Below are 12,085 nucleotides of genomic sequence, written 5' to 3'. Positions count from 1 at the left end.
TTTATCTATTTTTATGCTAATGAAGCCAAAGATTCTTTTCTTCCTGCTATAAAGTGGCTGTGCAAGACATGCACACCGATCAAATGGTTTAGAAGCGCATCTTTACGAATCAAAGATACAGGATCTTTGTCTTCATTATAGTCTTTTAAGAACTTTGTTACTCTTTGTGCATCCAACAAACCAGCTTCCCTTACAATGTCCTCATTCAAGAATTGGTCAACTAGGTTTTGCAGTGCATTTTGCTTTTTCTTTTCGGTATGTCCCGGAGGGGCCATAAAAGCAAATTTCTCTCTTTTATACAATACCTCAGGAAGAATGTTTTTCATTGCTTCTCTCAGAACGTATTTTTCAATGTTGCCTTTCACCCTGTAATGTGGAGGGATGTTTCGTGCAGCTTCTGCTACGTGGTGGTCAAGGAAAGCAGGGCGAGATTCCATGGAGTTTGCCATATCTACTCTATCGCCACCCCAGTTCAGGATTTGACCTTCCAGCATGGTTTTTATCCAAGTGTATTGTACTTTGTCCAGCACATGGCGTCCTTTCAATTGCTTGCTATCAAAAGTTTCGGCAATAGCTGCAATAGGATCGTACCCTTCAGTTTCGTGCAGTACATCATCCGAAAGGAGTGGAGAGGCTAGTTCTAAAGTATGCATCCACGGCTGAATCCATGAAGGGGTAAAACCTACAATGTCTTCCATTGCTTGGTGGCGTCTTGGGTTTTCTGCCAAAATAGCACCTTTGAACAAGCTGTTGCTGGCTTCCATTTGTTTGCGCAGCGCCTCTACTTCGTGTTCAGGGTAAACATGCAGGAACATGTCCTTTTTGAAGAAAGGATATCCTCCAAAAAGCTCATCCGAACCTTCTCCCGTTACAACAACCCTATATCCACACTCATTTACACGCTTACTCATACAGTATTTCGCCACACCTAAGGTGTTGTAGAAAGTTCTTTCTGCGTGCCATAGGGTTTTGACATAGTTGTCGCCATAAAGCTCACTGGCTGTCAAATTGATCTGTTCTTGGTCAGCTTTGGTTCTATCTGCCATCTCTTTGGCAATAGCAGCCTCGTCATAGTCCTTGTTGTCAAAGCTAATGGTGAAAGCTTTAACAGGAGACTGTTGAATAGAAGATGCCAGTCCTAACATAGAGCAGCTATCTATACCACCAGAAAGGTAGCATCCTACCGGCACGTCTGCTTCTAGCCTAAAAGAAACGGCTTCCATTAGCTTCTCCTGCACCTGTTTGACGTAAAACGCCTCGCCTTTGTCTTCTCTTTGGCTGTCTTCTGGGAAGTCCATATCCCAATATTTTCTTTCTTTTACGTCAAAGCTATCTCCTTTTTTGCTGATGATAATCATGTGCCCTGGCTTTATGGCATGGATACCTTTGTAGGCACTGGTTCCAGGTACCATCGTGTGCATCAGTTGGTGTATCAAAGCTTTAGCATCAAATGCTCCAGGAACTTCAGGGTTAGCAAATAAAGACTTTACTTCAGAGCCATAATATACGCCTTTGTCTGAAATATGGTAGAAAAGAGGCTTGATCCCAAACCTGTCTCTTGCCAGTACAAGCTGTTGCCTTTCTTTATCATAAAGCGCAACGGCAAATTCTCCACGAAGTTGGTTTATAAAGTCCAACCCATGTTTTTTGTATAGGGGAAGGGCTATTTCACTATCTGATTTGGTTGTGAAACTAAAACCTTCTAGGCGTAAGTTTGTTCTTATCCTTTTATAGTCGTAAAACTCTCCGTTTACAGTCAAAACCTGGTTTTTGCTTTGACCGTAAAGTGGCTGTCTTCCCGTTTCCATATCAATAATAGAAAGTCTGGCATGCCCCATGGCAAGCCCTTCTTCCTTATCTATATGAAATCCATATCCATCGGGTCCTCTGTGATAGAGGGTTTCAGTCATGTTTTTAAGAGTATCCTTTGCATTGTCTGCAAGAGAAGTGGCCTTCCAGTATCCGGCTATTCCGCACATATCTTTTTATTTTTATTTAGAATTTTTTGAATTACATACAGGTATTTGGTCTTTCGGTAGCTTGTCAAAGCGGTTCAAGATAGAAATGAACAACGCTTGCCTGATAAATACCGCACCATGTGCCTGCGTAAAATAAAGGTTGTGTGTAGTGCTGTCCAAGTTAGGATCAAGTTCATCCAAACGGGCCAACGGGTGTAGCACCACAGCATTTTCTTTAAGTTTTGTTTCTTGATTTAGCTTAAAGCGGCTGTCAAGAGATTTATAGCTATCGCCGAGGAACGCAATAGAATTCATGTAAATCACATCGAGGTCAGACACAACATCATTGATATCATTGGTGATGTAGTATTCTATGCCAGACTTTTCTAGCTGCTCTTGCAGTTCTTCTCCTAGCGGGTCTGCCATTTCAGAAATGATAGAAATCTTTTTAATGCCATCATTGAACAGTAGGGACATTCTTAAGAAGCTGTTTACTGCCCTCATAGAACCTGGCGTTCCTAATATCCCTAAGTGGATTTTGTCTTCCTCTTTTAGTTTCTCAGCTAATTGAGGCTTCCATTTTAAAATGGCAAACCAGTCGGCCAATGCTTGGGTTGGGTGTTCACCACTACCGTTTCCTGCGTTAATCAAAGGCAGTCTTAGGTTTTGGAGGATTTCGTTTACGGCTTCAGTTTCTGTATGGCGCATGACAACAATGTCGCCGTAGGCATTGAACATTTCACCAATATCGCTAAGGGATTCACCTTTGGCCGCTCCGGTGGTCTTGCCTTCGTGGATACTGATGATTTTTCCGTCAAGCCTTAGTACCGCACTTTCAAAAGAAAGCCTGGTCCTGGTGCTTGGTTCAAAAAAAGCAGTGATCACTATCTTTCCATCTAATGGGTGGCTGCTGGCTATTTCAGTAGTTTCAAGAAGTGCTGCAAATTTGCATATTTCTAGAACAAGCTCCTTGTCAAACTGATGAACAGAAAGAACAGATTGTCCTGTCAGTTTTTTAAGAATGTCTAGGTTGATTGGTTTTTTGTTGATTAATTTTTCTGGATCCGGGTAAAATCCGTCACAGTTTTCAATCGGGCTGTCTTCCAGATTAATCCTGTCTGATTTTTCAAATTTTCCTATTACCATAATTCTTTGTTTTTAATATCCTTTACTACTAAAAATATCAAGGTTACTACGGTGATCGTAATCAATCCTAAGGAACCTTGTATAAGTATTTCAAGAAAGGATTCTGAAAATTTCAACATTTATATTATTGGTCAATATTAGTTTTTTACATGAGCTTCTTTGTGCACAACATGTGCTTGTTCTTTTAGAAGTTTCCATTGAAAATTACTAGGTTTTAGTAAAGAAAATATAATTGTGATAACCATGGAGACAAGTGCTCCAGTTAAAGAGGCGGCATACCAGCCAATTTCAAAATACACAATTAAACCAGAGATAGTTCCGGTCAGCATTCCCCAGAAGGCACCTTGCCAGTTAGCTTTTTTCCAATAAAGGCCTGTCAAAATCGGCCAAATTGTACTTCCGACCATAGGCCCGGCAAAGAAGAGTACCGTTGCCAATGTACCTATACGTGGAAGGCAAACCAGCCATGCAAGGACGCCAAGACCGGTAATGATACACGCAGAAACCCTTTTTAGGCGCTTTTCGCCAGCATTAGGGTTAATCATTTTTTTATAGATGTCTTCTGTTATCAGATCCGATGTTGCGGCTAATAAACTGTCTATACTTGATGCAAGCGAGCAGAAGAATACCGCAAAAACCAAAATCGCTCCTGTGCTTCCCAGTATGTGAGCTGAAACCAAGGGGCCGGTCATGTCTGGGCTAGTAATGTTAATGCCCAAGGCGCCGCTGGTAAGGGCTATAAAGCCTGCTGCAATTGGGACAGGTAGCCAGAAAAAACCAGCAAGGTTATATGCTTTTTGACCAATGCCTTTTCGCATGGCAAAAGCCCGGCTCCACCATACGTTGCTGTGGAATATTTCACCAATGCCGAAGAGCAGGTTGTTGAAAACGGACATTATTGCAGCCGGAAGGAGCATGTTTATCAATTCAGGTCGTTCTGTCTCCAAATTAGAGTATACTGTATTGAAGTCTACATTGACCAGTACTGCAGCACCTACTACAACGATACCTGCTAAAATGATCAAGCTTTGAATGAAGTCTGTACCTATTACAGCATAAAGTCCTCCGAATAAGGTGTACAGGACGCATACCAATAGGATGATGGACATCCCGGTGCGGTAGGGGATGCCTGCTAGTGCATTCATTAAAATGCCTCCGGCCATGCCCATGCTAACTAGCCAGGTGAAACCATAAAATATTGAAATGGTCAAAAACAGGATCCAAGTGCGTTTGCCATACCTTAGGCGTATAAAATCACCACTGGTGTATCCATTAGGCATTAACTTCCTTATGCGCCGAGCCAAAGGAGCGAAAAGAAAAAGTCCGGCAGAGGCTGTACAATAGGCGACCATACCCCAAACCCCAAGCTCAAGGGCAAATTGTGGCGCAAGCATGGTTGTATTGGACGTTACCCAGGTAGCCATGGCTGTGGCCGCACCGAAAGCAAGTCCGACATTCCTGCCTGCAAGCATAAAGCCATCCATGTTTTTGGCTTTCTTTCCCCAATACACTCCCAAGGCTACCCAAATGACACTTAGAATAGCAAGCAGGATCCATCCTGTTTGAGACGATATTATTGCAGTAGGATTGTTCAATGTTCTTGTTTTCTATTACCTGTAACTATTACTGCTACAGTAGCCAGAACGACGGTGGCACCCAAAGCAGCAAGCCATAAGGCTTTGTTTAGACTGTGGTGTTCTACAATCAGTTGCATAGGTTCTGACCATTGAGAGGTATTGTTATTATTGTTGGTTCGTATTCTAAAAAAGTAAGTGCCATTAGAAAGCCCTGAGGTAAATGTAGCGGTTTCAGGCCCTTTGTATATAATGGTTGCATCAGAAAAATCTTCTTTTTCTGAACGTTGAAGTTCAAATTGAAATTCACTGTTTTCTGCTTTCTGAGCCTCCCAGCTTATCCTGATATGACCATCATTGGAATATTGGGTCAGGTCCCCATCAAAAGAAGGAGTATTCGAGCTGGAAAATAAAGGCGTATTTGGGGTAATAACAAAAAAGGCAAGGCCTATTATGCAGCGAAGAATATGGTAATATTTTGTGTACTTAAAGGAGTCCAAAAATACGGTTTAGCCTTGGTGGTAAACTTTTTTTTGTACCTATAAAATTTAATTTTATTAGTCGGTCGAGTGATCTTTTATGAGTAAGATCTATTTTCTCCCGTGAATTATATTTTCTTAAAGGTAACACATAAACCTTTTAAAGTCCAGTTTTGTTCGCGGAAAAGGCAATTTTTGATAAAAAATGGGCGTAGGAGTAGTCTTTATAATGAAAAAGGTGGTTTTTTTACCTGAATTTATGCGTAAATTTCGTCATTTGGAGCAAAGTTTCAATAAATCAGCACTTTTAATAAAAAGGAATGCACCCGAAAATTTAGCCGGATGCATTGCCTTGCCTTACGTCTCGTTGAAAACCGTGTTAAGTTTTTGAGAACTAAAAATTAGGTTTGATCACTAGCTTATTGCTAACATCTTTTACCCCTTTGGTATGTGCGGCCACTTCTTCTGCCTTTTGTTTGGCCATGACCGTAGGAACTTGCCCTCTTAAAGTAACTATATTGTTAACTGTTTCTACTGTGATGTTGTCATTTTCTATAATCCTTTTTCGCTGCAAGGCCCTTCTGATGTCGTTGGCTATATCTTCATCTAAAACATCCAGGGTCGGTACTACTGTCATATGGTCAACAATACCTTTTACCCCTGCCATATTATGGGTATGGTTAACCGCAATGTTTTTTTCCCAATAAGCGCCCACAGATCCTGTTAACTTTACCACGCCGTCATTTACTTCTATATGTATATCAGCCGGGGTTAACCTAGCATCCCATTGGAAGATAGTTTGTAGTGCGGTTTTTATTTCATTGTCCGACAAAGACTCTACCTCTAATGGCGCTATTTCTATTTGATTGATTATTTCATTAACCCCTGGAACAGAATAAGCATCAAATTCAGCGGTTACTTTGTCATAAAGACTTGGAGCGGATCCTTTCAAGATGACCGTATGGTCATTGGCCATATCTACTTGTATATTGTCTGAGTTGATCCTATTGTCCCAAGCAATGTGGTCTTTAACATCATCTATCAATTCTTTCTGCAGTGTTTCCATATGTCAATGTTGATGGTCTTTTGATAGCCAACATATTTAATATCGTATTGTTTGATATTGCGCATGAGTAACTTCATAAGTACATTTATACAAGTATTGCCATCTTCCTTAGTATATTTCTTTAATAAAATTTAACTTTGGCATAAACTTAGAATAATGCTCGCTTTTCTGGTTTTCTTGCCACTTATTTTATTGTTTGCATTGGCTGCTGTTTATGCAGAACGCAAGGTGTCGGCGTACATCCAAGACCGTTATGGGCCTATGGAAGTAGGTTATAGAGGGTTGTTGCAAACCGTAGCTGATATCCTGAAACTTTTTTTAAAAGAGGACGTTCGTCCTTCAGGAGCAGAAAGCAGGATGTTTCGCATGGCTCCAATGCTTATTTTTGCTTCGGTCTTTGCAGGGTTTGCTGTTATCCCCCTTACTACTGATATACTAGGTTCTGGAATAGAAACGGGTGTTTTTTACTTGTTGGCCATAGTATCTTTAGATATTATTGGACTGATTATGGCCGGTTGGGGATCCGGTAGTAAGTATGCAGTATTAGGGTCTCTAAGAGCAATTGCTCAAGTAATATCTTATGAAATTCCACTAGGTCTAAGCATCCTTTCGGCTGTCATGATCAGCCAAACGATGAACCTGCAGGAACTAAGTGTTCTGCAAGGTATTTGGAGTGAGGAAACTACTTGGCTGTTTGGTATTAGCGCCCTTGGTATTGACGTAAGCAATGTAGGAGGTTTTCTTTCTTGGAACATCTTTCGGGCGCCAATTTTGATTCCCGTTTATGTGATTTTCTTTATAGCCTCCTTGGCCGAATGCAACCGTGCTCCATTTGATTTGCCCGAAGCAGAATCCGAACTGGTGTCAGGATACCATACAGAGTATTCAGGGTTTAGATTTGCCTTGTTGTTTTTGGCTGAATATGCTTTAATGTTGTTGGTAGCCATGCTTGGCGTAGTGTTGTTTTTGGGAGGGTGGAATACCGTTCTTCCTAATATTGGTCCTCTTAAACTTGCAGAATGGACCAGTGGGGCGCCAGGTACTTTGGCAGGCAATCTTTGGGGAGCATTTTGGTTAATAATTAAAAGTTTGGGAATAATATTTTTGCAAATGATGTCCCGTTGGACTTACCCGAGGCTTCGTGTAGACCAATTGATGTACTTGTGCTGGAAAGTGCTTACACCGGCAGCACTGATTTTATTGTTCATTTCGGGTGTGTGGAGGTTGTGGATGGTGTAGTTCGACATGGTAAAAGCTGACAATCTTTTCTATGGTTAATCAGTTGATAAACTATGTTGTGTGTTAAATGCAACGTGAATAAATGAGTAAAGGAGCTAATAATACATATTTTGGAGATATTTTGGAAGGGATTACTTCCTTATGGGGAGGATTGAAAATTACCTTTCGACATCTATGGAATGCTAGGCATAAGCGCCGTCAGATAGGCCTGCAAGAAAAAGAGTACTTTTCGCAGGGAGAAGGCGTGTTTACCCTTCAATACCCTTTTGAATCATTCCCTATTCCAGACAATGGCCGTTATCGGCTGCACAATGAAATTGACGATTGCATTGTCTGTGACCTTTGTGCAAAAATTTGCCCTGTAGATTGCATAGATATTGATCCAATCAAATCTACAGAGGAAATCGGAAAAACTTCTGATGGAACGACTAAGAGGTTATATGCGGCCAAGTTTGATATAGACATGGCAAAATGTTGTTACTGTGGTTTATGTACAACAGTATGTCCTACGGAGTGCCTTACTATGACCAAAACCTATGATTATAGTGAGTTTGATGTGCGGAATATGGTGTATCACTATAGCAACTTGTCGCCTGAAGAGTCAGAAGAAAAGAAAAAGGCATACGAGGTGCAAATGGCTGAGAAAAAAGCTGCCAAAGCTGCTGCCAGTAAGCCCGCTGCTCCGCCTAAACCTGTTGCTAAACCATCCATTCCAGGAGCCAAGAAAGAAACGGGGGCTAAGCCTGTTATTAAACCTGCTCAGGGAGAGAAAAAACCGTCAGCTACCAAGCCGGTTATAAAACCAGTAGTAAAACCTTCAACAAAACAGGGTGATGAGAAAAAGGCCGATAAACCTTCTGCCAAACCGGTCATAAAGCCCGTGATGAAACCGAAATCATCAGAAGGGGAGTCCAAACCGGCACCGAAACCTGTGATGAAACCGGTCATGAAGCCGAAGAAAGCGGATGGTGAAAATAAAACCGAAGGTTCAGGAAAGTCTTTGCCGAAGCCGGTCATGAAACCTGTGATGAAACCAAAATCATCAGAAGGGGAGTCCAAACCTGCGCCAAAGCCTGTGATGAAACCGGTCATGAAGCCGAAGAAAGCGGATGGTGAAAATAAAACCGAAGGTTCAGGAAAGTCTTTGCCGAAGCCGGTCATGAAACCTGTGATGAAACCAAAATCATCAGAAGGGGAGTCCAAACCTGCGCCAAAGCCTGTGATGAAACCGGTCATGAAGCCGAAGAAAGCGGATGGTGAAAATAAAACCGAAGGTTCAGGAAAGTCTTTGCCGAAGCCGGTCATGAAACCTGTGATGAAACCAAAATCATCAGAAGGGGAATCCAAGCCGGCGCCAAAGCCTGTGATGAAACCGGTCATGAAGCCGAAGAAAGAGGAAGGTGAAAATAAAGCGGAAGGTTCAGGAAAGTCTTTGCCAAAGCCGGTCATGAAAAGACCTGAGGCAAAGAACGATGATGTTTCTGATGGGCAGAAAAAGGACACGGATGAAGCAAGTGAGGCCAAGAAGAAAAGTGCAAAGCCGATCATGAAGCCTATTATCCCTAAAAAAAGAAAAGACGACGATCAATGATTCCTGCAGATATATTACTTTATGTATTTGTCTTTGTGACAGTAGGTTTTTCAATCTATATAGTATTTAGCAATAATGTGTTGAATGCAGCATTTGCCCTTTTAGGGACACTTCTAGGGGTGGCTGCCTTATACGTTTTTGCCGGTGCAGATTTTATCGCATTGACTCAAATAGTCATTTATGTAGGTGGGACACTGGTGCTTATTATGTTTGGTATTATGATATCAAGACGGGTTTATGGAAATGAAGCCTTGAAAATTCCTTTGCGATATCCTTATATAAGTGCTGGGGCTGTTATACTTGTCTTCATAATATTGGTTTTGGGTATTATTAGAACTAATTTTGCGGCTCTTGATTGGGTGGTGCAGGCAAGGGAAACAGATCAGGTAGTTGTAGACAGCACCGTTCAGACCATTGGTAAAAATCTTATGACCACCTACTTGCTGCCTTTTGAGGTGGCGGCAGTTTTACTACTGATAGCATTAATTGGCGCTGCCTATATTGCAGCGGGAAAAGTGCGACAGGAGTAGTGGCTTAAGTAGATGATATATAGTTAAAAATGGGTGATATCCAGGTTTTTCTTTTAGTAAGCGCTGTGCTTTTCTGCTCAGGGCTTATCGTTGTGCTAACGCGAAGGCATGCTGTTATGATGCTGATCGGGGTCGAATTGATGCTTAATGCTGCCAATATTAACCTGATTGCCTTTAGCAGGTATGATCCAGTATTACTTCAGGGACAGTTCCTGACGCTTTTTGTCATGGTCATTGCTGCTGCGGAAGCTGCCGTTGGCCTGGCCATTATTCTTAAAGTTTTTGAACACCTGAAATCACCTGACCCTAATGTGGCAGATAGGATGAAAAACTGATGATCAAGTGAAAGAGGATTTGTTACATAATTTTGTTTACCCTGATACAGTTACAGCCTTGGCGGTAGTTGTTTTGTTCCTCCCATTTTTGTCTTTCCTAGTGCTTTTTTTCTTTGCTAAAAAACTGCCTGGAAAAGGGGATTGGCTGGGAGCTTCTATACTAGGGTTTAGTTTTCTTCTTTCTCTTTACTTGGTATACTTAACAGTTGATGGTTCTTCCCATACAATGCGTTTGCCTTGGTTTTCTTTTGTCTTCGAAGGTAAATCGTGGTGGTTCTCTGTCAGTATTCTTGTAGACCGTTTTGTAGCCTTGTTAATGGCTATGGTTACTCTTATTTCCACATTAGTGCATGTATATAGTATGGAGTATATGCATGGAAAGAGAAACTATGGCAGATATTACCCTTATTTGGGGATCTTTACTTTTTCCATGCTTGGCATTCTCCTTTCCGATAACTTACTTATTACATTCATTTTTTGGGAGCTTGTCGGGTTCTCTTCTTATTTGCTCATCGGGTTTTGGTTTGACAAAGAGTCTGCTATAAAAGCAAGCAAAAAAGCCTTTCTATTTAACAGAATAGGTGACACAGGTTTCATGCTTGGCATTCTGGCATTGTTCAGTGTGTTTGGTACTTTTGAAATAAGCCATATAAATGCTCTTGTCCTTCAAGAAGGAAGCGGCTTTGACCGAGAAACTTTGTTCATGACCTTGGCCGGACTTGGGATTTTTATGGGCTGCGTAGGCAAGTCTGCTCAGTTTCCTTTACAAATCTGGCTTCCGCATGCTATGGAAGGACCTACTCCTGTATCAGCGTTAATTCACGCTGCCACAATGGTTGCTGCGGGAATATACCTGCTGGCAAAGACCTTTGTTTTTCTTAATATAGATGCATTGACAGTAATAGCGTATACAGGCGCAATCACCGCTTTTGTTGGAGCTGTTCCAGCTTTGATGCAGAATGATATCAAAAAAGTGCTTGCATACTCTACAATATCTCAACTAGGCTACATGGTCATGGGTATGGGGGTGCAGGCTTATGAAGCTTCTTTATTTCACTTATTTACCCATGCTTTTTTTAAGGCTTGTCTTTTTTTGTCTGCTGGGGCGGTTATACATGCTATGCATGAAGTAAAACATCATCTTTTTGCCAAAGGTGATTATACAGACTTTGACAGCCAAGACATGCGTTTGATGGGCGGATTATACAAAAAGCTGCCGCTGGTGTTTTATACTTATTTGATTTCTGCTTTATCACTCATTGGTATCCCTTTCTTTTCTGGTTTTTTGTCAAAAGATGCCATTTTAGAGGCTAGCTGGAACTGGGCTGTTATCTATGGACAGGAAAGTGGCATAAATTACATTGTGCCGGTTTTGGGCTTTCTTACGGTATTTATTACAGCCTTTTATATGGTAAGGCAACTGTTGATTGTATTTGGAGGGAAGTTTAAGTTAGGCATTAAAATTCCAGAAGCGGAAAAAGCTTTTTCTACTGCTGTCCATATGAGCAGTAAAATAAAAGTACCATTGATAGTTCTTGCTGTGCTATCTACAGCCTTTGCTTTTACTGTAAACCCCTTTAGCAACACAGATGTCTGGCTGCTTGGGTGGTTAGAAGCTCCTGTTCAGACCATTCACCATATACAAGATGCTGGCATACACGATGTCGTACCTCTATGGGTGATGGTAATTGCACTTGTTTCAGCAGCATTAGGTATTGTATTGGCCTGGTATCGGTATAAACCTTTGGAAGTACACGCCAAAAGAAAAGTAAGGGTTACATTTCTTTCTGAACGGTCATTTGCTGGTAAATTGCTTTATAATAATTGGCATATGGATGCCTTTTATTATCATACGATGGTCAAAGGGGGAATGGCTGTTGCACGCATATCGGCTTTTACTGATAAAAAGATTATTGACGGGATTATAAACGGTTGGGGATTTCTTATGGTAGCCTTGGCATATATTATTGCTTTTATAGATAAACATGTAGTTGATGGGGTGGTAAACCTCTCAGGAAAAGCTTCTATGGCTTTAGGAAGGTTTTTCCGATCGACTCAAACAGGAAGCATTCAAGGGTATTTACTCTTTACAATATTACTTGTGTCATTATTTATATTATTACTGATAATTTAATTTTAGCACATAAAATTATACTTTTGCGCAACA

At 41.2% G+C, this 12,085-nt stretch carries 10 protein-coding genes; 5 read left to right on the top strand and 5 right to left on the bottom strand.

What is annotated here, in order from left to right:
- Positions 1 to 11: 11 nt before the first annotated feature.
- The 5 genes from asnB to RCC89_15060 all read right to left on the bottom strand — a co-directional run bounded on the left by asnB (position 12) and on the right by RCC89_15060 (position 6,223).
- Positions 12 to 1,979, bottom strand: a complete 1,968-nt coding sequence (gene asnB, locus RCC89_15080) for an asparagine synthase (glutamine-hydrolyzing) (protein ID WMJ74479.1) — start codon at positions 1,977 to 1,979, stop codon at positions 12 to 14.
- Positions 1,980 to 1,991: 12 nt separating this feature from the next.
- Positions 1,992 to 3,104, bottom strand: a complete 1,113-nt coding sequence (locus RCC89_15075) for an aspartate carbamoyltransferase (GenBank protein ID WMJ74478.1) — start codon at positions 3,102 to 3,104, stop codon at positions 1,992 to 1,994.
- A 137-nt stretch (positions 3,105 to 3,241) separates the two neighbouring features.
- A complete protein-coding gene (locus tag RCC89_15070) occupies positions 3,242 to 4,699 on the bottom strand; it encodes a sodium:solute symporter family protein (GenBank protein ID WMJ74477.1) in 1,458 nt (485 codons plus the stop codon).
- Positions 4,696 to 5,178 carry a fibronectin type III domain-containing protein gene (locus RCC89_15065; GenBank protein WMJ74476.1) on the bottom strand — a complete coding sequence of 161 codons (483 nt, stop codon included), beginning with the start codon at positions 5,176 to 5,178 and terminating at the stop codon, positions 4,696 to 4,698. Before RCC89_15065 ends, RCC89_15070 begins: the two co-directional genes overlap by 4 nt.
- Before the next feature lie 373 nt (positions 5,179 to 5,551).
- On the bottom strand, positions 5,552 to 6,223 hold the full coding sequence (locus RCC89_15060; GenBank protein ID WMJ74475.1) for a BON domain-containing protein: 672 nt from the start codon (positions 6,221 to 6,223) through the stop codon (positions 5,552 to 5,554).
- Between the two features lie 156 nt (positions 6,224 to 6,379).
- Here RCC89_15060 and RCC89_15055 point away from each other — a divergent pair, with 156 nt between their 5' ends.
- The 5 genes from RCC89_15055 to RCC89_15035 all read left to right on the top strand — a co-directional run bounded on the left by RCC89_15055 (position 6,380) and on the right by RCC89_15035 (position 12,052).
- Complete coding sequence (locus RCC89_15055) at positions 6,380 to 7,462, top strand: complex I subunit 1 family protein (GenBank protein WMJ74474.1); 1,083 nt, start codon at positions 6,380 to 6,382, stop codon at positions 7,460 to 7,462.
- 82 nt (positions 7,463 to 7,544) lie between these two features.
- Positions 7,545 to 9,053, top strand: coding sequence for a 4Fe-4S dicluster domain-containing protein (locus RCC89_15050; protein ID WMJ74473.1), 1,509 nt, complete (start codon positions 7,545 to 7,547; stop codon positions 9,051 to 9,053).
- Positions 9,050 to 9,583 (top strand): NADH-quinone oxidoreductase subunit J, encoded by a 534-nt coding sequence (locus RCC89_15045; protein ID WMJ74472.1) that lies wholly within the window; start codon positions 9,050 to 9,052, stop codon positions 9,581 to 9,583. Before RCC89_15050 ends, RCC89_15045 begins: the two co-directional genes overlap by 4 nt.
- 29 nt (positions 9,584 to 9,612) lie before the next feature.
- Entirely contained in the window at positions 9,613 to 9,918 is a 306-nt protein-coding gene (gene nuoK / locus RCC89_15040; protein WMJ74471.1) for an NADH-quinone oxidoreductase subunit NuoK, read from the top strand.
- 7 nt (positions 9,919 to 9,925) lie between these two features.
- Complete coding sequence (locus tag RCC89_15035; GenBank protein WMJ74470.1) at positions 9,926 to 12,052, top strand: NADH-quinone oxidoreductase subunit L; 2,127 nt, start codon at positions 9,926 to 9,928, stop codon at positions 12,050 to 12,052.
- The last annotated feature ends 33 nt before the right edge of the window (positions 12,053 to 12,085 follow it).

This window comes from Cytophagaceae bacterium ABcell3 (assembly GCA_030913385.1).
Lineage (GTDB): Bacteria > Bacteroidota > Bacteroidia > Cytophagales > Cytophagaceae > ABcell3.
This window is presented reverse-complemented; position numbering and strand designations above follow the sequence as displayed.

Bases quoted from the DNA above. Each gene is read 5' to 3' on its own strand.
- asnB (WMJ74479.1), bottom strand. From the start codon at position 1,979: ATGTGCGGAATAGCCGGATACTGGAAGGCCACTTCTCTTGCAGACAAT.
- RCC89_15075 (WMJ74478.1), bottom strand. From the start codon at position 3,104: ATGGTAATAGGAAAATTTGAAAAATCAGACAGGATTAATCTGGAAGAC.
- RCC89_15060 (WMJ74475.1), bottom strand. From the start codon at position 6,223: ATGGAAACACTGCAGAAAGAATTGATAGATGATGTTAAAGACCACATT.
- RCC89_15055 (WMJ74474.1), top strand. From the start codon at position 6,380: ATGCTCGCTTTTCTGGTTTTCTTGCCACTTATTTTATTGTTTGCATTG.
- RCC89_15050 (WMJ74473.1), top strand. From the start codon at position 7,545: ATGAGTAAAGGAGCTAATAATACATATTTTGGAGATATTTTGGAAGGG.
- RCC89_15045 (WMJ74472.1), top strand. From the start codon at position 9,050: ATGATTCCTGCAGATATATTACTTTATGTATTTGTCTTTGTGACAGTA.
- nuoK (WMJ74471.1), top strand. From the start codon at position 9,613: ATGGGTGATATCCAGGTTTTTCTTTTAGTAAGCGCTGTGCTTTTCTGC.